The following is a 22,091-nucleotide window of genomic DNA, read 5'->3' as shown; positions in this document are numbered from 1 at the left end:
TTTGTTTGTTTCCATCAGTATGGATCTACAATCTCATTAGGAAAAGCGATCTTTTCTGACGAATATTGATTACCCATCCCGAACCTTTGGAGGCCGCCTTGCTGGATGTCCGCAGGCTGCGTTTGCTGCACGAGCTGAAGATCCGCGGGACCCTGGCCGAGGTCGCCGACGCGATGCAATACAGCCCTTCATCGGTATCCCAGCAATTGACGCTCTTGGAGAAGGAAGCCGGGGTGGAACTGCTGCGCAAGGCGGGCCGCCGGGTCCAGTTGACGCCCCAGGCCGAGATCCTCGTGGCACACACCGCAGCGCTGCTGGAGACCCTGGAACGGGCGGAAACCGAGCTCGCTGCATCCCTGTCCATGGTGACCGGGACCGTGCGCCTGGCCGTGTTCCAGTCCGCAGCACTGGCGCTGCTGCCCGATTTCCTCAGCATTATGCGCCGGGAGTACCCGGAAGTGCGCGTGGAAATGACCCAGCGCGAGCCCGAGACCGCCCTCTACGAAACGTGGGCCCGCGACTTCGATCTGGTGGTAGCCGAGCAATACCCCGGCCATGCCGCGCCGCACCACAGCGGACTGGACCGGGTCACGCTGACCAGCGATGCCATCCGGCTGGCCACTCCCCCGGTCGGGCTGGGCGGCGAAACAGTTGCGACCCTGGCCGACACGGCCTCGATGCCGTGGGTCATGGAACCCCGTGGTGCCGCTTCAAGGCACTGGGCCGAGCAGGCGTGCCGCTCCGCAGGCTTCGAACCGGACGTGCGCTACGAAACGGCCGACCTCCAGGCGCAGATCCGGCTCATCGAGTCCGGAAATGCCGTGGCCCTCATGCCGGACCTCGTCTGGACCGGGCGAAGCAGGACGGTCCAGCTCCTGGATCTCCCGGGCCTGCCGAAACGGACCGTGTTCACCTCAACCAGGACAGCCGGCAGAATCCACCCGGCCACCGCAGCGTGCCGCGAGGTACTGGAACGCGTGGCGGCAACCCAGCAGCAGGACGCCGAACAACAGGCGGACGCAGGCTAGCCAGGCTCAGCCGCAGTGTCCAGGGAACGCAAAAGGCCCCGGTCCAGTGGACCGGGGCCAAACGCGGAGAATGGGGGATTTGAACCCCCGAGGGCGTTAACCCAACACGCGTTCCAGGCGTGCGCCATAGGCCGCTAGGCGAATTCTCCTTGCTTCCGATTCGAAAGCAGATACTACTGTACCTGAGAATTTCGGCATCGTGTAATCGGGCCGAATCGCCCCTTTTGCCCAGCCAGGGGAGCACGCCGCTTAACGGAAAAATGGACGCCCCCAACGCGCCCATTCTTGCGGCACAACCGTTGAGCTACCGGGTCCGGCCCCTCGCCCCCAGGCCCCGCAGCTCACAACCTTGAGATTGCCCCAATCGGTGTACATACCCATGGTCCGCTGCCACCCCTTCTTTTGCAATGGTTGAGACCGCTTTGTAGCCTAATTTGCTGACAAGATGTCCCCATGACGCAGCTTCATGCCTTGGTGGTCTACGTGCCCGAGTCGCATCTCGAAGAGGTCCTGCTGGCCATCGGCGACGCCGGCGCGGGACGGATAGGCGACTACTCCCACTGTTTCTACACGTCCCCGGGCACAGGCCGGTTCACTCCCCAGCCCGGCGCGCAGCCCTTCGTGGGAGCGGTCGGCATCGAGGAGCAGGTGCCCGAAACCCGGGTTGAGTGCGTGGTTGAGGAGGCAGCGCTCGACGGCGTGGTGCTGGCCCTGCGGGCGGCACACCCTTACGAGGAACCGGCCTTCATGACGTGGCCGGTGAACGGCTGGCGGTGACCCAACCACCCGCCGTCGAGCGTTATCCACAGCCGTCCGCACCGATTCGAACCCCGAACCAAGTTCGGGTAAGCTTATCGACGGCCCCTCATGTGGCGTCATCCTGTTGAACTCCCCCAGGACCGGAAGGTAGCAAGGGTAGATGGGCTCTGGCGGGTGCATGAGGGGTCACTTACTTTAACTGTCAGTCCCTATAGGTAGGTTTCACTTGTGACTGTTACAACTGCCCTGTATCGAAGGTATCGCCCGGACTCTTTCGCGGACGTTATCGGGCAGGAACACGTCACAGAGCCCCTGATGACGGCACTCCGGAAGAACCGCGTGAACCACGCCTACCTCTTCTCCGGGCCGCGCGGCTGCGGCAAGACCACCTCCGCGCGCATCCTGGCACGCTGCCTGAACTGCGCCGAAGGCCCCACTGACACGCCTTGCGGCAAGTGCCCCAGCTGCATCGAACTTGCCCGCGGCGGCTCGGGCTCCCTGGACGTCATCGAGATCGATGCCGCCAGCCACGGTGGCGTGGACGATGCCCGCGATCTCCGTGAGCGCGCCACCTTCGCCCCGGTCCGGGACCGCTACAAGATTTTCATCATCGACGAGGCCCACATGGTCACGTCTGCCGGCTTCAACGCTCTGCTGAAGATCGTGGAGGAGCCGCCGGAACATATCAAGTTCATCTTCGCCACCACGGAGCCGGACAAGGTCATCGGCACCATCCGCTCCCGCACGCACCACTACCCCTTCCGGTTGGTGCCACCCGAGCCGCTGATGCACTACCTTGAGCTGCTCTGCCAGCAGGAGAACGTTCCTGTTGCCCCAGGCGTGCTCTCGCTCGTTATCCGCGCTGGCGGGGGTTCTGTCCGGGACACCCTTTCGGTGCTCGATCAGCTCATGGCCGGCGCCGGCCCTAACGGCCTGGACTACGAGCTCGCCGTGGCGCTGCTCGGCTACACCCACGCTTCGTTGCTGGATGACATCGTCGACGCCGTCGCTGCCGCCGACGCCGCCACCGTTTTCCGCGCTGTGGACCGCGTCATCCAGACCGGCCACGACCCCCGGCGCTTCGTCGAGGACCTGCTGGAGCGCTTCCGCGACCTCATCATCGTGCAGGCGATGCCCGAAAGCGCCCAGGCCATCCTTCGAGGAATGCCCGCCGATCAGATCGCCCGCATGCGGAACCAGGCAACCAACCTGGGCGCGGCTGAGCTGTCCCGGGCCGCGGACGTCACCAACACCGCGCTCACGGAGATGACGGGCGCAACCTCGCCCCGGCTCCACCTTGAGCTGCTGTGTGCGCGCATCCTGCTCCCCAGCGCTGAACAAACCGAGCGTGGTATCGCCGCGCGCATCGATCGCGTGGAACGTCGCCTGAACTTCGCGGGCGACGGCGGAACACCGGCTGTTGCTGCCGGCGCGCCTACAGCTGCGGCTGCTTCGGCTGTTCCGCCGGCGGCCGCGCCCGTTACACAGTCGGCCCCGGCCCCCACGGCTTCTCCCGCACCTGCAACTGAGCCCGCAGCAGTGGAGCAGGTCCCTGCGGCTTCAGTCCCTGCCGTTCCCGAACCATCCACCGCAGCTGGTCCGCGCGATGCCATCTCAGCACCGCGGGTGTCCACCAACGATTGGCCCGTGGAGGAACGTCCGGCCTCCGGTCGCGCAGCCCAGGCTCCGCCGGCCCCGGCTGCTCCGAGTGCTGCGGCTGCTCCGACCCCGGCACAAACCCCGCAGCCTGAGCCTGTACAGGCATCTGCTTCCGCAGCGCCGCAGACGCAGCCATCACAAGCAACGCCCCCGGCAGCGCCGTCACAACCAGCGCCGTCACAACCAGCGCCGTCACAACCAGCGCCGTCTCAGGCGATGCCCTCTCAGGCAGTGCCGCAGGCACAGCCGTCCCCATCCGCATCTCAGGCACCTGCGTCAGCGCCGCAACCTGCGGCTGCCCCGGCTCCGAGTGCTGGAGGCAGCGGGGACGTCGAGGCCCTTCGCCGGGCATGGCCGGATGTGCTCCAAACGCTGACCAAGATCAAGCGCAGCACGTGGGCCCTCGTTGAGCCCAACGCCCAAGTTGCCCAGTTCGACGGCCAGGTGCTGACCCTCGCGTTCACCACCGGCGGCCTTGCTGGTGCCTTTGGACGCGCAGACCACTCCGAGAACCTACGCCAGGCAATCCACAAGACCATCGGCATCGACTGCCAGATCGTCGCAGTGGCCGGCGGCAACAGTTCAGCGAGCTCTGAGCCAAACCCAAAAGCGCCTACTAGCCGGGAGAGTCCGGCTGCTCCAACGCCAACGGCTGGCCCGGCACCGGCTCCGGTGTCTTCGGTCGACTCTGCGTGGGGCCTCGCTCCAGCCACCCCTGCCTCGGCGACCGTTCCATCGGCCGGCCCTCACGCGGGCACAGTTGCGTCCTCGGCGCCATCCCGTGCAGCTGATGTGGCTCCTGCAGAGAAGCCCCAGCCACCGGCGACCCCCGTCCCGGCAGCAGCATCAGTTCCTGCCACTGCGGCGCCGGCTCAGGCAACCGGCCAGACGCCCACTCCGGCTTCTGCTCCCGCTCCAGCTACAACACCGACACCGACACGACCACCGGCCCCTGCTCAGGCTGCGCCTGTGCCTGCCGTCGTCGAGACCGCTCCCTCCTCCGCCGGAGAGTACTCCTACCCTGACGACGACTGGGGTCCGCCCCTGGACGAGGACGCCCCTCCATTGGAGGAAGAGCCGCCGGCTGATTGGGAGCCACCGTACGGCCATCAGGGAGAACCCCGGAGCTACCCACAAGCAGCCTCCGCCTCCTCTGCCGCCCCGACACCTGCACCAGCACCAGCAAGCGCGCCCGCACGCACAGCCGCGCCTCAAGCCACCACGGCACACGCCTCCTCGGATGACCCGTGGTCCCGCGCGGTGGAACAAGCTCCGGGCACGTGGGTGGTCGGCACGGAATCCAACGTCGGCAAAAACCCGCAGGCAGCAGAAGAAACCGTCGTTCCAGCAGCGGACACCCCGGACTATGAGCCGGCCGCGGCACAGGTCCCGGAGCCGACCCCCGCCGCATCGTACGGTCACCCAACCAACGCCGAAGAGAACCCAAGCTCCAGCTGGGACGTCGCACCGGCGTCGAACTGGCCTGGAACTCAGGCGCCCAGCGCGGCCGTTTCGGGTGCACCGACCGCCGGCAGCATCCCCACGTGGCCGTCGTTGGCGACCCAACCTGAGGAAGCACGCGGTTCCGTCGCCACGCTCGAGGACGACGCGCCGTCGGGCAATCCGAACGGACGCCAGAGCCTGTACCAACGGCTCACTAACAGCCCCGAAGCCCAGGCAGGACGTGTGCAGGCGCCTGTGCGGACACAGGCAGCGCCGGCCGCCGCGCCGGAGGACATCCCCAGTCCCGAGGACGAAACCATCGAAGAGTCGAGGGTCTTTGGGCGGGCTGCGGTGGAGCGTATTCTGGGCGGAAAGCTGATCGAAGAGCGCGCCTTGGACGGTTCTCCCCTGCAAACCCGCTGATCCCGGCATTGATTTCAAACAAACGAGGACATTGTGTACGAAGGTGCAGTTCAAGAGCTGATTGACGAGCTCGGCCGGCTTCCCGGCGTGGGCCCCAAGTCAGCGCAGCGCCTGGCGTTCCACATCCTGGAGGCCGACCCCGAGGACATGAAACGCCTGGTTACGGCTATCACCACGGTCAAGGAACGGGTGAAGTTCTGCTCCGTCTGCTTCAACGTCACCGAGCAGGAAACATGCAACATCTGCCGTGATCCCCGTCGGGATCCTTCGGTGATCTGTGTGGTCGAAGAGTCCAAGGATGTGCTGGCTGTGGAACGGACACGTTCCTTCCGCGGCCGATACCACGTACTGGGCGGCGCCATCAATCCCATTGCAGGCATCGGCCCCGAGCAGCTGCGCATCCGCGAGCTCCTGACGCGGCTCAACGACGGCGCCATCCAGGAAATCATCATCGCCACGGACCCCAACCTGGAAGGTGAGGCCACGGCCACCTACCTGGCCCGCATGCTCAAATCCATCGGGATCACGGTGACGCGGCTGGCGTCCGGCTTGCCCGTCGGCGGAGACCTTGAGTATGCCGATGAGGTCACGCTGGGACGCGCCTTCGAAGGCCGGCGCAACGCCCTGTTGTAATCTCGCAACCACAACATCAATCGTGATTGGGGTCCCGTGCGAGAACTTGTCTACTACGTTGCCGTCAGCCTGGACGGCTACATTGCCGGTCCGGGAGGCGAGTTCGACGCTTTTCCCGTGGAGGGCGATCATATGACCGCCCAGAATGAACGCTTTGCCGATGCCATCCCCACGGTCATTGCCGATGCCATGGGCATCGAGCGCACCGGAACCATGTTCGACACCGTAGTGATGGGTTGGAACACGTACGCCGTCGGACTGCCGGTAGGCATGACAAGCCCGTACCAACACCTCCGCCAAGTGGTGTTCTCACGGACAAAATCCGAGGCTGACATCCCGGGCGAACATCCCAACCTGACGTTGACCTCCGAGGACCCCGTAGAGGTGGTGCGACGGTTGAAGTCGGAGCCTGGCCGGTCGATCTGGCTCTGTGGTGGCGGAGAGCTGGCCACAAAGCTGGCCGATGAAATCGACAGGCTTGTGCTCAAACGCAGCCCGCTGCTCTTTGGCGACGGGATTCCGCTCTTTGCACCCGGCACCTACCAGCCACGTGCTTTCGACGAGGCAGGCACCACGGCATTCGACTCGGGCGTCGTGATCTCCGAATACGTGCGGCGGAAGATCTAGCCGGAAACCGAATCAGTCGTCATCCGTCGGGAGGCCTGCCAGCGGCCTGCAGCAAGCACCACCGCGGCGAGCAGGCCCTGCAGGAACAACCCCGTGAGAGCCACTGGCACCGCGGGTGCCAGTCCGTCGCTGGAGACCCCGCCGAGACACGGGACTTCCCTCGCAGGCCCGTCAGCCGCGAACTGGAGCCCGGACAAAACCCAGGCTACGTCGTTGTCCGGCGGAACAAACTCCGCCCCGACGCTGGCTAGCAACAAGGCCGGGTGCGACGCCGCCAACCATGCCACCCTGTCCGTGTGTGCAACTTCCACCTGGTGCAAGCTGCCAACACACTCATAGGCAGTGATTCTCCCGGCGTCGTCGCGCTCCACGTTCACGGGGACTGAAGCGCTGGCAAGGTCCGTGGTGCCGGGCAGCAGGAGAACGGTGAGGGCAACGTTTCCTGCGCAGAAAAAGGCCGCCAGCACGGAGGCCAGGGCGACGCCCGGGACGGTAGCTGCGAAGCAAGCACGCGAACCGGCCCCCATGAGCCCGAACACAGCCACTTCAAGGACCACCACGACGACGGCGGCACCGGCCAGCGCGAGAGGCCCGCCGCTGCTGATGCCCAGCATGAGCAAAAACGGCAACGCCACCACAGCCAGAGCCAGCCCCCGCAGAGCGCCTGCCAGAAGCATCACCAGGACGCTTTCATGGACGTGCCGGAATCCCCAGACGACACCGAGCACGGCTGCCGGGAAACCCAGGAATGCCGCCATGATCACGAAGGTGGCCGCGGGCATCGCGTTCTCTATCCAACCATTCCGCAGAGCCCAGGCGACCAGTCCTGCAGCCGTTCCTGCGGCGAGGGCCACCCCTGAACAGCATGAGAGCCAAAACAGCCACGATGAAAAGGACTTCCGGGCATCCCGCCAGGCCATTCCGACGGCGTTCTTGAAGACAGCGTTTTTGAAGGCTGCGTTCTTGTAGCCGGCGTCGCGTGGTGGATTGGAACCATGGCCGGACTGCCCGGTACGGGGCTGGTCATCAACCAACCCACCCCCGATGACCTCATACTCGGGCTCATTCCAGCCGTCATCACGGCCTGGATGGTCAGGGACGCCGGCCATTGCCACACGCAATCCTCATGATGTGGATGGTACGCCGGGCGGACCGGCACCGACATCCATTCCGGGGAGAAGGTGGCACCATGGAGAGATGGTCCCCATTCCCGGTTTCCCCCGTTCCAAGCGTCCGCACCGCATCACACCGGAAGCTGGACAGGAATCGGTGTGGGACTATCCGCGGCCGCCGCAGGTCGAGGCCCGTTCGGAGCGAATCGTGGTGCGGCTGGGTGGCCATGTCATTGCTGACACCGTGGATTCAGTGCGGGTACTGGAGACAAGTCATCCGCCCGTCTATTACCTGCCGTTGGATGCCTTTGCGCCCGGGGTGCTCGTCCCCGTGGACGGCGCCACCTTCTGCGAATACAAGGGCATGGCCGGGTATTTCGATGTCGCAGCTGGCGGGATGGTGGCTTCCCGTGCCGGATGGACCTACCCGGAACCCAGCCGCGGTTTCGAAGCACTGGGGACCCGGGTGGCCCTCTACCCCGGCCGGATGGACTCCTGCGAGGTGGACGGCGAGCAGGTAACGCCCCAGGACGGCAACTTCTATGGCGGCTGGATTACGCGGAACATCGTGGGTCCTTTCAAGGGTGCTCCGGACACTGCCGGGTGGTGAGCTCCCCCGGCCGCTGTTTGTGTGGCCGCCATATGGTCACAATTCCTGCCAGCACTCCACGCGGCGATAAACTGGGCAAATAAGCTACGCAGGCGTGCTCCAATTTGGAATCCAGCATGCCGCGTTCGAACCCTATTGATGCAGTGAGGGTGCGCGCATGACTATGCCCACTACCGAAGTGAAGATCGAAGAGCTCTCCAACGAGGCTGCCATTACCAAGCAGCTGATCGTTCAAAAGTTCGGCGGCTCCTCGGTTGCCGATGCCGATGGCATCAAGCGGGTCGCACAGCGCGTCGTGGATGCGCAGAAGGCCGGCAACGAGGTCGTGGTGGTTGTCTCCGCAATGGGTGATACCACCGATGAGCTCCTGGACCTTGCCGCCCAGGTGACGGACTCCGCACCTGCCCGCGAGATGGACATGCTGTTGTCCGCCGGCGAGCGGATTTCCATGGCCCTCCTTGCCATGGCCATTAACAAGTTCGGTGCCTCGGCGCAGTCCTTCACGGGTTCCCAGGCCGGCATGATTACCGACGGCATCCACGGCAAGGCGCGAATTATCGCCGTCGACCCGCACCGCATCCGCACCGCCCTGGACAAGGGACACATCGCGATCGTCGCGGGCTTCCAGGGCATGAGCCGCAGCACCAACGAGATCACCACTTTGGGTCGCGGCGGTTCCGATACCACTGCGGTCGCCCTGGCCGCAGCCCTCGAAGCCGATGTGTGCGAGATCTACACGGACGTGGACGGCATCTACACGGCCGACCCCCGCGTGGTGACGTCGGCCCAGAAGATCGACCGGATTTCCAGCGAGGAAATGCTGGAACTGGCCGCCTCCGGTGCCAAGATTCTCCACCTGCGTTGCGTTGAGTACGCCCGCCGCTTTGGTGTGCCCCTGCACGTCCGTTCGTCATTCAGCCAGAAGGAAGGCACCTGGGTCATCCCGGGCGCCGACGAAAAGTTCACGATTGAAGAGGGAGTTGCCTTGGAGCAGCCAATCATCTCCGGCGTTGCACACGACCGGTCCGAAGCCAAGGTCACCGTTGTGGGCGTCCCCGACATCCCCGGCAAGGCTGCCGCGATCTTCCAGGTGATCGCAGACGCACACTCGAACATCGACATGATCGTCCAAAACGTGTCCACGCACGGCACGGGCCGCACGGACATTTCGTTCACCCTGCCCATCGTGGAAGGCGCCGACGCCCTGGCTGCCCTCCGCGCTGCTGAAGGACAGATCGGCTTCGAGAGCATCGAGTACAACGAGCACGTAGGCAAGCTCTCCCTCATCGGCGCAGGCATGCGTTCCCACCCCGGCGTTTCGGCCACCTTCTTCAAGGCACTCTCCGACGCAGGCATCAACATCGACATGATCTCCACGTCGGAAATCCGCATCTCCGTTGTCACCAGTGCCGACGCCCTGGATGACGCCGTTCGCGCCATCCACAATGCGTTCGAGCTCGACGGCGACGCCGAGGCTACCGTTTACGGCGGCACCGGCCGCTAGGCCAGCCGCTACGACGACATGAAGGACCGGAGCCAGCGCTCCGGTCCTTCATGTCTTTCAGGCGAAAAGCCCTTCGCCGACGAAACCGCCGGGAGCGCATCCCGGTGGAATCGCGAAGACGGCCGAACCCACGGGCGTGGTCCAGAGATTCAGCAGGTCCAGCTCGTCGAGGCGGCGCTGGATGGGAACGAACTGCCGTCCGATGTCCGCTTGGTAGGACGCGAAAATCAATCCGGAATCCGACACGCTCCCGGCCCCGGGAACGGAGTCGTAGTTGAAGGCCCGCCGGAAAATCCGCTGGGACGGGTCATCCGGGCGAGCCCTCCGCAGATGGGCGAAATCGGCTATGACCGGAAACCCGACGGGCGTGACGGCGGCAAAGTCCGGCTCGTCGTGCTCGGCCGTGCCCGTCAACGGAGCGCCGTTCGCCAATTTGCGGCCCACGGACTCTTCCCGTCCGGACCTGTCCAGCTCGTCCCATTTGTCCAGGTGCATGCTGATCCGGCGGATCACCAGGGATGTTCCGTGGGGCGCCCATGACCCGGTACCACCGTCGCCATAGACAACCTTCTCAAAGTCCGCGCTTCCCGGCACTGGATTCGATGTCCCATCCACCTGGCCAAAAAGGTTCCTCATGGTCGTTCCGGACTGTTCCGTGCCGTAGGCGCGCCGGAACCCCGTTTGGACCCAGCGCACCGTGGTGAAACGGCGGCTGTCCTTAAGCAGCATGCGCTGGGCGTGCGCAACCGAAAGGGGGTCGTCGGCGCATATCTGCAGCAGGAGGTCACCTCCGCAGAACTCCGGTACCAATTTGTCGATGGAGAAGGCCGGAAGTCCGGATACGCCGTCCGGGACCGGCACGGTGCCCGAAACCCGGAACAGGCCAGGACCAAAGCCGAACGTGACCGTCAGGCGTGCGGGCCGGAGCGCCAATTCACCCTCGGTATCGGCCAGCGCTGCCTTTCCCTGGGTCAAGTTCGCGGCATCGTCACTCAGCAGTTTCAGGAGCGACTTGAGCCGCTCAGGCGTTGTCCCTTCCTTCAGGTCGAGAGCAAGGAAAACACCGTGGGCCTGGGCAGCCGTGCCAACGCCCGCCTGCCTGTCACCGTAAAACGGCACCGTCCTGGCACCGTTTGCCCCGTCCCCGGAATCACTTGGCAGCGGTGGGACCGGTTTCCCGGCGAGTTGCGTGCCCACGGCGGCCAATGCTCCGACGCCCGCGGCAGCACCGCCAAAGAGGAGGTGCCGCCGCCGCACTCCGACCCCGGGCTTGGGGGTGGTGTTGTCCCGTTCGGAACTTCCCACGGCTACTGCCCTACTTGGCTGGCGCAGCGGGTGCCGAACCGCTGCCTTCGCCTGCTGTGTAGTTCTCGTTGGCACCCGTGAAGTCTTTCGCTTGGGCAGTAAAGGTGACCGAGCCGCCGTCGGACGTCTTCAGGTCGAAGGTGACCTGATCCCCGGCCTGGACCGGCTTGGTCAGGTCCATGAGCATGATGTGGTTCGCCCCGGGCTCGAGTTTGAGTTCGCCCTTCGCGGGGATGACGAATCCGCCCTGTTTGGCCTGCATTTTCATGGTTCCGTCCGGTCCCATCACGGTTTCGTGCAGTTCCAACATGGTGGCCACCGGAGCTGCCGCGCTGACGATGGTCACATCCTTGTCGCTCGTGTTCCGAATGGTCCCGAACGCGGCCGACATCCCTGAGTCCGCGGCTTTGATCCACGTGTCACTCACCGTCAATGGTTGGGAGGACCGGGAAGCGGACTGGGCTGTGGTGGTTGGTGTGTTGCTTTGTCCGCAACCTGTCAGGGCCAACGAGGCCGCTGCCAGGATGGACACGACGGGAATGACTTTTCTTTTTGTCATGGTGATGCTCTCTGTGAAAGTGGTGTGCTGCACCGGGCTGAATCAGCTCCGGAACAGGTGGGATGGCAGGTTGGTGGCTTAGCCGCCCCGCGGGCCGGACCGGCGTCGGCGCTTGAAAAAACCCCAGCCCAAATACAAGGCGAGGCCCGCGACCGCCCCGAGGGCTGCAGCAATCAGCCAATCGGGTACCTGGACCGTGGAGGCCGTGGCTCCTGGTTCGGCTGATCCGGGAGGAACGCCGGGGGTGGCCGTGTTTCCAGGGGCCGGGATGGCACCTGCTGTGGCGCCGGCCCCCACCAGGAAGGAGTAACTGCCGTTGATGGGGTGGCCGTCGCTGGAAACCACGCGCCACCTGACCTGGTACTCCCCGTCGGGCATGCCCGGGGCGAGCGGCTGGGTCAAGGTCCCGCGGTCCAGCGCAGAATCGCCCTGGACCCAGTTCTTTGATGCCGCATCTACGACGCGGACTTCGTGGCCGATGGCCAGCAACGGTGCACTGAATTTCAGTTCAATGGTCGACGGCGGCACGGCCAGCCGCTCGCCGGTGGAAGGTGTGGACGAAACCAGTTGGTCGTGGGCGGACGCCGCCGGCGCGCTGACGAGCCCGAAGGCGATGCACAGCGCAAAGACGGTAAGGAGGAACGCTCCGCCGGGTCCTGGGTTTCGCCATGAAAAAGTACGCAAGGATTTTCTTGCCATGGCTGCTTCCCGCCCCGCTGCCTGTGAAAAAGGTCCGGCAGTCCGTGGAAGGATGGCCTCCCCTCACGGGGTGGCGGGGCTTATAGGGTGATGAAGGCGCCGGGCGCCTGGGACGTTGCTGCACGCCGTGGCGGTCCTCGATGGCGCATGGCAAGCAACGGAACGCCAAGATTGCGCAGCGGGCGTACCGCCCAGTCCGAGGGGATGACGTTCGGCCCGGGGTTCACCGCCAAGGGCTGGATGATCCTCAGGAAAGGAATCAGGCGCAGGCCAAGGGCGGCCAGCAAACGGACAGCCGTGACCTCGCCGTACCGCAGGACTGCGATGGTGGCGACGGCTGCGAGGACGTGCCCCACCACCATCGACGGCGAGGAGTGGTCCGAGGGACCGGCGGCGACGGAAGCGAGTGTGTGCGCCCCGTGCCCGGCGTGCCCTGCTGCGGCCGCGGTCCCGACGTCGTGGTGGGCGCCGGGATCAAGGCTGTACAGGCCATGGAAGACGGTTTGGCTTACCAGCACGGCCGTGGCAAGACGCCATAGCGACAGCACTCTACCGGCCAGGGCCATGCACACAAGCCCGGAAAGAGCCAAGGACAGGATCAGGACAGGGGCTCCCGGCGCGTTGCCGCCGGACAGCACGTGCGAGGCAGCAGCGATGAGGGTGGCGGCAACGGCGGCCGCCCACCCGCGCGCGAAGCGCACCGTGCGTGCCGTCATGTCCCTCCCGCCTGTTGAGGGGCCGCCTGGGGCCCTCCCATAATGAAGTAATTCTACGCAGCGTAGAATCTTCCAAGCATAATCACAATCCGGGCGCTGCGGCGCCGGCTGAATCCCCGGCGTCGGCTGCACCGTCGTCGTTCTCCGCGCCGCCAGCAGGGGCCGAAGCGCCAGGAGCCAGCAGGATGATCGTCAATTGCCGCAACCCCTCGGCCATGTCCACATCTTTGTCGTACAACCACTGCAATTGAAGGCCGTCAAAGGCAGCTACGACCAGCCGTGCCAGAGGGATCGCTGCAACATCCGTCCGGACTTCCCCTGCTTCCTGGCGGCGGGCAATGTCCGCGCTGACGTCGCGCACGATCACCGAATAGCGTTCCTGGAAGTACGCGTGGGAGTCGTGCCCGGGGTCGTTCGCCGTAGCCGATGCGACCGCGTAGAGCGTGGTCAGCCCGGGCTCGCTCCGATTCCGTTCGGCGATGGCGGGCATGTGGTTCAGCCCGATGTCACTCTGCCCCGTTGCCGCCAGAGAGCGCTTGTCCCGTTCCGTGAGGACCGCCGTAAGGAGCTCCTGCTTGCCCTTGAAGTAGTGGAAAAGCGTGGCTTCCTTGACCCCCACAAGCTCGGCGACCCGCTTGAGCGCTGTTCCTTCGAAGCCTTCCGTAGCGAAGACGTCCGTGGCCGTCTGGATGATCTGTTCGCGGCGTTCCGCACCCTTTGCGTACTGACCCCGGGCCTTCGACGATGACATTCGTTCAGTGTAGATGAGCAAACAAAAACCTAGTCATACTAGATTTTGACGAATAGACTCAACAAAGATGCCCAACGATGGGCCACGAAGGAATCATGAAATGAACCCGACACTCTCGGCCGCCGTCACCGTCCCGCCCGCCGAAGGCCAGGACGCCGACACGAAGATCCGCGAACTCGCCCGGAGCCCCAGCCTTGAGCAGCAGATCCGGCTTCTGACAGGGGCGGACGTTTGGTCCACACACGCCATCCCGGAGATCGGCCTGGCGCGCGTGGTGCTGTCGGACGGCCCAGCCGGAGTCCGTGGCGAAGACTTCGACGAGCGCCACGATTCCGTTTCCCTTCCGTCCTCCTCGGCGTTATCGGCTACGTGGAGTGTCGAAACCGCCCACCGCTACGGCCAGATCCTGGGCCAGGAAGCGCGGCGCAAGGGCGTCCACGCCGTCCTCGGTCCCACCATCAACCTGCACCGCTCCCCGCTGGGCGGCCGGCACTTCGAATGCATGAGCGAAGACCCGCGGCTCACGGCAACCATGGCAGCCGGGTACGTCGCCGGAGTGCAGTCCATGGGCGTCGGCGCAACGCCCAAGCACTACCTGGCCAACGAAGCTGAAACCGAGCGCTTCACGGCGGACTCCGTGGTGGACGAGCGGCCCTTGCGCGAGCTCTACCTTGCGGCGTTCGAAGACGCCATCACCGAGGCCCGCGCCTGGCTGGTCATGAGCTCCTACAACTCCATCAACGGGACCACTGCCAGCGAGAACAAGCTCCTCGAAACGCCGCTGTCCACCGAATGGGGCTTCGACGGCGTAGTGGTTTCCGACTGGACGGGCGTCCGCTCAATCGACGCCGCCAACGCGCACCAGGACCTCGAAATGCCTGGCCCGGTGGGCCACTGGGGCCCCAAGCTACTCGCCGCCGTCCATGATGGCCGGGTCAGCCGTGACGCCATCCTTGAAAAGGTCACCCGCATCCTTCGCCTGGCAGCCCGCGTGGGCTCATTGGAGGGTTTCGAACCTGCGGTGACCCAGCTTCCGACGCAGCTTGACGGGGCCGCCGTCGCGCGTGAAGTTGCGGTCCGCGGGGCCGTCCTGGTCCGCAACAAGGGCCTCCTGCCGCTGGATGCCAAGGCGCTCAGCAGCGTCGCGGTGATCGGCCACAACGCCGACGAAGCCCGCACGCAGGGCGGCGGCAGCGCCACCGTCATGCCCAAGTACACCGTGTCCCCGCTCGAAGGCCTCCGGAAAGCATTGCCCGACGACGTCAAAGTCACCTATGCGCGCGGCGCCAAGGTGGCCGAGGGCATCCAGGCGTTCCCCCGCACAAGCCTGCACAACCCGGTGTCCGGCGTTCCGGGAATCCGGGTGACGTTCCTCGCGGAGGACGGCTCGGAGATCTCGGGCGAAGACCGCCTGGCGTCCCACCTGATCTGGTTCGGCGTGGGGATTCCCGACGGTGCCGCCTCCATCCGGATGGAAACGGACTGGACTGCCGAAACAGCGGGCGTGCACCACCTGGGCGTCGGTACTGTGGGCCGGATCCGTTTCGCCCTGGACGGAGCAGAGGTATTCAACAGTGAACTTGAAGACGACACGGAAGTCCTCGGCGCCGCGCTGTTCGACCCGCCCAAGACAACCCACCCAATCGAAGCCGCTGCCGGGCAGACCGTGCGGATCGAGGCCGAATACCAACTGCCCAAGCAGCAGGTCATTCCGTTCACCGCGATTCTCCTGGGCGAGGAAACGGTAGTAGCTGATCCACAGGCCGAGATCGACGCGGCAGTGGAGGCCGCCAGGGCGGCCGATGTCGCCGTCGTCGTGGTGGGTACCAACGCAACGATCGAATCGGAGGGCTTCGACCGGAAGGACCTTGACCTCCCCGGCTATCAGAACCACCTGGTGGAGGCGGTGGCGGCAGCCAACCCGCGGACAGTGGTGGTGGTGAACTCCGGCTCACCGGTGGTGATGCCTTGGCTCGACACGGTGGATGCGGTCCTGTTGGGCTGGTTCGGAGGCCAGGAATTCGGCAGCGCGATCGCCGACATCCTGTTGGGCAAGGAAGAGCCCGGCGGCCGCCTTCCCACAACCTGGCCGGCGGCGCTGGAGGACGTCCCCGTCCTGAGCACCACACCCGTTGACGGCAAGGTGGTCTACTCCGAGGGAATCCACGTCGGCTACCGCGCATGGCTGAAGCAGGAAGCCGAAGGCGGAGCCAAGCCGGCCATCCCGTTCGGCTACGGCCTCGGATACACGACGTTCGAGCTCGGGACCGCCCACGCACCGCAGGTGGTCACGGCGGGGAGCGATGTTGTGGTTCACGTGCCCGTCAGGAACACGGGCTCGCGTACAGGCCGCGAAGTGGTGCAGGTTTACCTGGACCGACCGGCCTCCGCGGTTGAGCGCCCGGTCCGCTGGTTGGCCGGTTACGCCGGAACGCACCTCGCTCCAGCCGGCACCGAGAGCGTGGAAGTCCGGATCCCCGCCAAGGCATTTGCGCATTACGACGGCGGCTGGCAGTTTGAGCAGGGCACGTTCCGCCTGCTGGTGGGTCGCCATGCAGCTGACGAATTCCAGTTCCTTGAAATAGAACTCCGGTAATACAGGAGTAGGATCTCCGTGCGTGGCAGCCTTTTTTTGACCGCCACGCACGTGGTTTTCGCCACAAGCTGTAGAACTGGGGTATGGTATGGAATTTTCATGGCATGCTGTACGTTGCATACCCGGTAACCCCCTAACACGAAGAGGCATTAAAAAGTGGCAGCCGATTACGACGAACTCCGTACCGATGTAAAAGAGAACCAGGAGCAGTCGCTCCAGGCTCTTCAATCTGCCAGCGCCCCCACGGCCAAGAGCGTCGTGCTGGAACTGGACGAAACCGACGGCCTTGACGCCAATGGCCCCGGTGGCGAAATCGTCGCCGAGGAACTGGTCATCCAGGTCATCCCGCAGGCAAACGACGAGTTCACTTGCAACTCTTGTTTCCTGGTCCGCCACCGCTCGCAGATCGCGCGCGAAAAAGATGGCGTTGCCTACTGCACTGACTGCGAAGGCTAAGACGACCCCAACACCCCGGCGGACTGAACGTCGTCAGGGAGTGCCGGCGTCGGGATTAAATTGCGGAAGGACCGGAGCATGCGCTCCGGTCCTTCCGCAGTTAAACCTGGGCGCCGGATGAATCTAGGGTGCCGTTCCCGGACCGCCCACGACCTTCTTGCGCCGATGATTGCCCATTCGGAGTTGAAGGATGCGCGCTCCCCCGGCGAGGGCAACCAGCACTCCGCCACCCACCGCTGCGATGAAGAGCGTGGTGCCCAGGGCGAGTGTCCCCTCCAGCCCGAAGAACCGGACGGTGATCATGTCCTGGTTTTGGACGAAGAACACAATCAGCATCACCAGGACCACCAGGCCGACTGCCACCGCTACCCACAGGGCTGCGGTGCGGGTGGGCCGGGCGTGGCCTGGCGCGGGCGGTGGGATCACCCGCTCGTGGTGCCCGGAACCGGCCCGGTCCGGGCGTGCCGAACCGCCCGGAACTCCTGCTGCATCTTCATGGAAACTCATTGACGGCCCCCTTAGTACGCCAGCACCTACCGTGCAATTGCATAATAAGCATGCTGACTAGTTGCTCAACAGTGGCACGGCCACCAAACCGGGGTCAAGGTGGCGCGTTTGCCGGCACGCAAGGAAGGGCCGGAGTTCGCGGTCCGGCCCTTCGGCATCTCACGCCCCGCTACAGGGCATAGTCCTACAGGGCATAGTCAGTGGTGGTGGGGCCGGGATCGTCGTTGCGGACTGCGTAGTGGTGACCCTCGGAGTCAGTCTCGATATCGAAGTGCTTCAAATCTTCCTCGGAAGCGGATTCGAAATCATCATGCTTATGCACCACGGGGCTGTCCGTATCGCCGTGGGTTGCCGGTCCAAAAACGGACTGCAGCCGCTCGGTCACGTGGACGAAGCCTTCCATTCTGCGTCCCATGTTTTCCACCTCCCTTCTTACCGGAGAGCGAAAAAGCGGCAGGGCTGGTGCGTGCCGTTCAGTGAGCCAATTTTACGCCCGCAGGCCCGAAAAGGCTCCGGGTCGGCCGTGCGCCGAGTTGGCAGTTAATGACAATCCGAGTGCGGCGGTTTCAGCTTGCTAGTGCAACACCATCGATTAGTTTGGTCAGTCTTTCAGTTGGGGTGTCCCATTGGAGTGTTTGACGCGGTCGGATGTTGAGCAGGTGCTGGGTGTGGGCGAGTTCTTCGTCGCTGACCTGGTTGAAGTTCGTGCCTTTGGGGTGGATATCGCGGACCAGTCCGTTGGTGTTCTCGTTCGTGCCGCGTTGCCAGGGTGAGTGCGGGTCACAGAAGAACAGCTGGCAGCCGGTCGCTACTGTGAACTTGGCGTGTTGAGCCATTTCCGTGCCTTGGTCCCAGGTGATCGTTTTAAGGATCGCCTGGGGCAGGGTGTGGATCATTTTCTGCATGACCTCGATGACCGTCGCGCTGTCCCTGGCTCCCGGCAGCCGGCCCAGCAAAGTGAACCGTGAGGAGCGCTCGACCAAGGTGACGATCCCGGAGTTACCGGGACCCACGACCAAATCACCTTCCCAATGGCCGGGCACGGCCCGGTCCTGGACTTCGGCGGGCCGGTCGCTCAGCCGGGCCCCTTCAAGCCAGGGCCTTACGTTCCTGGCAGGCAGCTTTGATTGGGGCTTACGACCGGTCCGGCCCGAACGTAGGGCCTTCTCCACGGCAAGTTCATGCCGCAAGGCACCCCGGCCCTGCACGTAAAGGGCTTGGTAAATTGACTCGTGGGACACGTGCATCTCCGGCTGCTCGGGGAACGTCTTCTTCAGGTCCGCAGCGCTCTGTTGAGGTGAGAAACGCTGGTTCAAGCGTGCCACGACCTCCTTCCACACCGCCGTTCCCGCAGAGAGCTTCACGGGCCGGTTCCGTCTACGGCGGACCAGTGCCCGGTGTTGGGCAACCCCGGCGTCGTAATAGCGCCGGGCCCAATGCTCGATACTGTGTCGGCGGATCTCCCGGGACACCGTTGATGGATGCACGCCCAACTCCTTGGCGATCTGTCGCATGGAACGCGGCTCCGGCAAGCCCAGACAGGCCTTGATATTAGCCCGGTCCTCCAAAGTCAGCCGCCGGTACCTTCGCTCCTTATCCCGCGAAAGCCCCTCCGAAGCCATCGGAAGACGCACGCCACCACCAGGGCCGGAGATAAGTTCCATGCCCGCTAGTTTCGCCCAATGCGACACCGCTTGCCGGGACACCCCAGCCGCGGCAGCACTTCGTCCCGTGTCCTCACCCGCCAGCAAGTGCTCATACGCACACGCACGAACCGACCACGGCAACTTCTTGACCATGACACCCCTCCAACTACAGGGGTGTTGCACTAGCCACCTGAAGACGCCTGCCCGGCATTGTCATTAAATGCCACCTCGGCGAGAGGAGAAGGGACCTAGCGCAAGGACTTGTCGTCCGGGTTGCGGGGAACTACGTAGGTGCTGCCATCCGGACGGCGGAGGGTTTCCCACTGCTGGGTCTCCGCTTGGCGCTGGGCGAGCAGCTTCCGGTTGGCTTCCGTCATTTCGTGATCCAGGGAGCTGCTGTGTGCCGGGCCAAAAATCACGCGAAACTTTCCGGTTGCGCGCATGAATTTCCGGGTGAAGGATTCCTTTGCCACGCGGATCGACTCCTCAGTGTTCGACGACTCTATACGTTCATAGTACGCTAATCATTAGTACACTAACTAATTGGTTCGGTGTAGCCTCGTCAGTGCAGCAAGCAGGAGGAAGCCATGACGACCATCAGCGATACCAGCCAGGAAACCGATGACCTCCTTCTGGAGCGCCAACTGTGCTTTGCCCTCACCGTAGCCTCGCGCAGCGTTGTGGGTGTCTACAAGCCCGTTCTTGAAAAGCTCGGCCTGACCCACCCCCAGTACTTGGTGATGTTGGCACTGTGGGAACGCAGCCCGAGGACGTTGAAGGACATCAGCGACAGCCTGCTCCACGATCCCGCCACCCTCTCCCCTTTGCTCAAACGCCTGGAAGAAGCACAGCTCATCACCCGCGAGCGCGTGCCCGGTAATGAGCGCGCACTGGCCATCACCCTCACTGACAAGGGAGCGGCCCTCCGCGCACAGGCCACGGCTGTGCCCGGCGAAATCCGCAATCGCCTGCACCTCAGCCGCGAAGAAGTCGCCGAGCTCCACCAAGCGATGACCGGCCTGATTGCCGCCACTCAGCGCACCGCCGACGAGCCACGTAAAATGGAGGCAACCTAGGAGATCCCATGAGCATGCGAAGTGTCCGCCCGTTACTGGCAGTACTTGCTGTTGCAAGCCTCGCCGCATGCTCCGGTGCCCCCTCACCAGGTTCCTCAGGCAGCCCAACCCCGGCGCCGACGTCGGGCCCTTCAAGCAGCAGTACAGCACCCGGCAGCCCCTCCACCAGCAGCACCCCGACGGCGGGCGGCAGCCAATCGGCAACGGCCGGACGCGGCGACGCTGAACTGAGCATCACACTCCTGGAAACCCCCGAGGCCGCGCCCAAGACCTTCACCCTTGTCTGCACGGGCGGAACTCCCGCTGCGGAGAGCAACCACCCGTCGGCCGCCGAAGCATGCGCCGCGATCAAGAACAACCCCTCCATGCTCAGCCCGGCTCCGCCCCGGGCCGACCGGGCCTGCACCATGCAGTACGGCGGCCCCGCAACCGCCAAGGTGACCGGCGCGGTGGACGGCAAGGAAGTAGTCGCGGCCTTCAACCGCACCGACGGCTGCCAGATCGGTATGTGGGACGTCGCCAAGAGCGTCCTCGGATCAGATGGCGGTTTCTAGGCTGCGACACCTCCCCCAAGAGGAATGGCTTGGGCTGGAGGCTGCCCATCACACTCGGGTCGCACGCTATGCGGACCCGTACTTGGCCCGGCGTTCGGCCGGGAAGAAGCACCCCGTGGAGGACTTCCTCTTCACCTACTACACCCAGAAGCCGGGCCAGTTGCTTCGCTGGCACCCCGGGGATGCCGTAGTCCTCAGCGGTGAGCGGGCATTGGAGCGCAGCGCGTGGAAGTTCTACAGGACACCCGACGACGGCGAACTCGCCTCACTGGGGTTGCCCTCCGGTACACCGGCGGTCACCTTCGACCGGGCCGGCTTCCTGGCCGACCGCGCCGAGGCCGTCCGCTTCGCGGGCATCATCCTCTCCGGGACCGCGAAACGTCCGGCCCAGTTCGGCTGCTTCGGCCTGCACGAGTGGGCCATGGTGTACCGGCAGGAAAAGTTCGAGCTGCGCCACGAATACCTCAAGCTCAGGCTAGGCGGCGAGGGTACTGACACCGTGGTGGAAGAGAACCGGATCCGCTGCTCCCACTTCGATGCCTTCCGCTTCTACACCCCCGACGCCTTGCCCCTTAATGAGCTCACGCCAACCCGCGAAAACCAGCGGACCATGGAGCAACCGGGCTGCCTGCACGCCAACATGGACCTGTACAAGTGGGCCTACAAACTGACGCCCGCGTTGCCAAGCGGGCTGGTGATGGACTGCTTTGAGTTGTCGTGGCGGATCCGGGCCATGGACATGCAGGCTTCTCCGTACGATCTCGAAGAATGGGGCTACCCGCCCATCAGGATTGAGACACCGCAGGGCAAGGCCGAGTACGTTGAGTACCAGCGGGCTTTCGCAGCCGAATCCCAGGAGCTGCGGGCCCGCGTGCTTCAGGCAGTAAGCCCGCTCTTGGACGAGCTGAGCGGCGCGGCCGCCTGAGCACCCGACGCCACCAGCGAAAGGTCACCATGGTTTCCCCAAGCAACAGCGACACCACCGACGCAAACGCAAGCGAAAACGACGTCGACCTCACTGTCACGCTGACAGAGTCACCGGGCGCTGACAGCCGGGTGTTCCACCTCCGGTCGGCAGGGGGTGTCCTCTCCCCCGACCCGGACTCGGTCGACTCAAACCTGCCGGATGCGACGGCGGCGCTTGCCGCCGTCGAGCAGTTCGGGGAGGAGATCTTCTTCCCGCAGCCGCGGCCGGACCGGATCTGCACGCAACAGTACGGGGGCCCGCAGGTAGCCGAAGTCCGGGGATGGTTCCGTGGGCGTAAAGTCCATAGCCATTTCAGCAGGACTGATGGTTGCGAGATCGCCCGGTGGAAGACCATGGCGGCGTTGCTGGGCAATACCGGAGGCGCAACTTCCGGCTCATGACACGCAAATGGGCTGGGGACGCCCGGATTCGGGTGTCCTCAGCCCATTTGCGTGTCCCGC

The 22,091-nt window shown here is 64.7% G+C and carries 23 protein-coding genes, 1 tRNA gene and 1 other RNA gene; 14 read left to right on the top strand and 11 right to left on the bottom strand.

The features are described 5' to 3' along the window. Positions 1–98: 98 nt before the first annotated feature. Entirely contained in the window at positions 99–1,028 is a 930-nt protein-coding gene (locus tag JMY29_RS02960; RefSeq protein WP_055977164.1) for a LysR family transcriptional regulator, read from the top strand. Between the two features lie 64 nt (positions 1,029–1,092). Here the strand turns inward: JMY29_RS02960 and JMY29_RS02955 are convergent. Continuing rightward, positions 1,093–1,177, bottom strand: a tRNA-Ser gene (locus tag JMY29_RS02955). A 304-nt stretch (positions 1,178–1,481) separates the two neighbouring features. On the opposite strand from JMY29_RS02955, the gene JMY29_RS02950 reads away from it, so the two are divergent. From JMY29_RS02950 to JMY29_RS02930, 5 genes are all read left to right on the top strand, one after another. After that, positions 1,482–1,805 carry a hypothetical protein gene (locus JMY29_RS02950; protein ID WP_039239596.1) on the top strand — a complete coding sequence of 108 codons (324 nt, stop codon included), beginning with the start codon at positions 1,482–1,484 and terminating at the stop codon, positions 1,803–1,805. Between the two features lie 79 nt (positions 1,806–1,884). Beyond that, positions 1,885–1,981: signal recognition particle sRNA small type (gene ffs, locus JMY29_RS02945), an RNA gene on the top strand. A 34-nt stretch (positions 1,982–2,015) separates the two neighbouring features. Then, positions 2,016–5,312: a DNA polymerase III subunit gamma and tau gene (locus JMY29_RS02940; protein WP_189076197.1), complete on the top strand. Its 3,297-nt coding sequence runs from the start codon at positions 2,016–2,018 to the stop codon at positions 5,310–5,312. A 33-nt stretch (positions 5,313–5,345) separates the two neighbouring features. Continuing rightward, positions 5,346–5,945: a recombination mediator RecR gene (recR, locus tag JMY29_RS02935; RefSeq protein ID WP_018778094.1), complete on the top strand. Its 600-nt coding sequence runs from the start codon at positions 5,346–5,348 to the stop codon at positions 5,943–5,945. A 36-nt stretch (positions 5,946–5,981) separates the two neighbouring features. Next, entirely contained in the window at positions 5,982–6,572 is a 591-nt protein-coding gene (locus JMY29_RS02930; RefSeq protein WP_189076198.1) for a dihydrofolate reductase family protein, read from the top strand. Here JMY29_RS02930 and JMY29_RS02925 read toward each other — a convergent pair. Beyond that, positions 6,569–7,681, bottom strand: a complete 1,113-nt coding sequence (locus JMY29_RS02925) for a hypothetical protein (RefSeq protein WP_189076199.1) — start codon at positions 7,679–7,681, stop codon at positions 6,569–6,571. The two genes, JMY29_RS02930 and JMY29_RS02925, sit on opposite strands and share 4 nt — an antisense overlap. An 88-nt stretch (positions 7,682–7,769) precedes the next feature. Between JMY29_RS02925 and JMY29_RS02920 the strand changes: the two genes are divergently transcribed. Beyond that, on the top strand, positions 7,770–8,294 hold the full coding sequence (locus tag JMY29_RS02920) for a DUF427 domain-containing protein (protein ID WP_189076200.1): 525 nt from the start codon (positions 7,770–7,772) through the stop codon (positions 8,292–8,294). Between the two features lie 157 nt (positions 8,295–8,451). Next, entirely contained in the window at positions 8,452–9,798 is a 1,347-nt protein-coding gene (locus JMY29_RS02915) for an aspartate kinase (RefSeq protein ID WP_026267216.1), read from the top strand. Between the two features lie 57 nt (positions 9,799–9,855). Here the strand turns inward: JMY29_RS02915 and JMY29_RS02910 are convergent, their stop codons facing one another. The 5 genes from JMY29_RS02910 to JMY29_RS02890 form a co-directional block, all read right to left on the bottom strand. Further along, the gene (locus JMY29_RS02910) at positions 9,856–11,103 is read right to left on the bottom strand and encodes a Dyp-type peroxidase (RefSeq protein WP_189076201.1); all 1,248 of its coding nucleotides are present in this window, start codon (positions 11,101–11,103) and stop codon (positions 9,856–9,858) included. Between the two features lie 10 nt (positions 11,104–11,113). Beyond that, the gene (locus JMY29_RS02905) at positions 11,114–11,662 is read right to left on the bottom strand and encodes a copper chaperone PCu(A)C (protein ID WP_189076202.1); all 549 of its coding nucleotides are present in this window, start codon (positions 11,660–11,662) and stop codon (positions 11,114–11,116) included. A gap of 78 nt (positions 11,663–11,740) precedes the next feature. Beyond that, positions 11,741–12,346, bottom strand: a complete 606-nt coding sequence (locus JMY29_RS02900; protein WP_189076203.1) for a copper resistance CopC family protein — start codon at positions 12,344–12,346, stop codon at positions 11,741–11,743. A 95-nt stretch (positions 12,347–12,441) separates the two neighbouring features. Next, positions 12,442–13,077, bottom strand: coding sequence for a hypothetical protein (locus tag JMY29_RS02895; protein ID WP_189076204.1), 636 nt, complete (start codon positions 13,075–13,077; stop codon positions 12,442–12,444). 82 nt (positions 13,078–13,159) lie between these two features. Further along, positions 13,160–13,828 carry a TetR/AcrR family transcriptional regulator gene (locus JMY29_RS02890; RefSeq protein WP_189076205.1) on the bottom strand — a complete coding sequence of 223 codons (669 nt, stop codon included), beginning with the start codon at positions 13,826–13,828 and terminating at the stop codon, positions 13,160–13,162. A gap of 100 nt (positions 13,829–13,928) precedes the next feature. Here JMY29_RS02890 and JMY29_RS02885 point away from each other — a divergent pair, with 100 nt between their 5' ends. Beyond that, a complete protein-coding gene (locus JMY29_RS02885; protein WP_189076206.1) occupies positions 13,929–16,424 on the top strand; it encodes a beta-glucosidase family protein in 2,496 nt (831 codons plus the stop codon). Positions 16,425–16,580: 156 nt separating this feature from the next. Next, entirely contained in the window at positions 16,581–16,880 is a 300-nt protein-coding gene (locus tag JMY29_RS02880) for a DUF4193 domain-containing protein (protein ID WP_018778105.1), read from the top strand. A 123-nt stretch (positions 16,881–17,003) separates the two neighbouring features. On the opposite strand, the gene JMY29_RS02875 is transcribed toward JMY29_RS02880, so the two are convergent. From JMY29_RS02875 to JMY29_RS02860, 4 genes are all read right to left on the bottom strand, one after another. After that, complete coding sequence (locus JMY29_RS02875; RefSeq protein ID WP_039239589.1) at positions 17,004–17,387, bottom strand: LapA family protein; 384 nt, start codon at positions 17,385–17,387, stop codon at positions 17,004–17,006. 184 nt (positions 17,388–17,571) lie between these two features. Beyond that, positions 17,572–17,802: a hypothetical protein gene (locus JMY29_RS02870; protein ID WP_026267218.1), complete on the bottom strand. Its 231-nt coding sequence runs from the start codon at positions 17,800–17,802 to the stop codon at positions 17,572–17,574. Between the two features lie 151 nt (positions 17,803–17,953). Then, entirely contained in the window at positions 17,954–19,186 is a 1,233-nt protein-coding gene (locus tag JMY29_RS02865; protein ID WP_307807987.1) for an IS30 family transposase, read from the bottom strand. A gap of 95 nt (positions 19,187–19,281) precedes the next feature. Beyond that, on the bottom strand, positions 19,282–19,506 hold the full coding sequence (locus JMY29_RS02860) for a hypothetical protein (RefSeq protein ID WP_018779981.1): 225 nt from the start codon (positions 19,504–19,506) through the stop codon (positions 19,282–19,284). A gap of 114 nt (positions 19,507–19,620) precedes the next feature. On the opposite strand from JMY29_RS02860, the gene JMY29_RS02855 reads away from it, so the two are divergent. Genes JMY29_RS02855 through JMY29_RS02840 form a run of 4 tightly spaced genes read left to right on the top strand, consistent with a single transcriptional unit; the run spans position 19,621 to position 22,031 of the window. Continuing rightward, the gene (locus tag JMY29_RS02855) at positions 19,621–20,109 is read left to right on the top strand and encodes a MarR family winged helix-turn-helix transcriptional regulator (protein WP_018779982.1); all 489 of its coding nucleotides are present in this window, start codon (positions 19,621–19,623) and stop codon (positions 20,107–20,109) included. Positions 20,110–20,117: 8 nt separating this feature from the next. Next, positions 20,118–20,663 (top strand): SSI family serine proteinase inhibitor, encoded by a 546-nt coding sequence (locus tag JMY29_RS02850; RefSeq protein ID WP_189076871.1) that lies wholly within the window; start codon positions 20,118–20,120, stop codon positions 20,661–20,663. Beyond that, positions 20,650–21,588 carry a hypothetical protein gene (locus JMY29_RS02845; protein WP_055977086.1) on the top strand — a complete coding sequence of 313 codons (939 nt, stop codon included), beginning with the start codon at positions 20,650–20,652 and terminating at the stop codon, positions 21,586–21,588. The genes JMY29_RS02850 and JMY29_RS02845 overlap by 14 nt, the downstream gene beginning before the upstream one ends. 29 nt (positions 21,589–21,617) lie before the next feature. Further along, a complete protein-coding gene (locus tag JMY29_RS02840) occupies positions 21,618–22,031 on the top strand; it encodes a hypothetical protein (RefSeq protein WP_018779985.1) in 414 nt (137 codons plus the stop codon). The last annotated feature ends 60 nt before the right edge of the window (positions 22,032–22,091 follow it).

It is taken from the genome of Paenarthrobacter nicotinovorans (assembly GCF_021919345.1).
GTDB lineage: Bacteria > Actinomycetota > Actinomycetes > Actinomycetales > Micrococcaceae > Arthrobacter > Arthrobacter nicotinovorans.
The sequence above is the reverse complement of the archived record's forward strand: the minus strand, read 5'-3'. Positions and strand labels throughout refer to the sequence as shown.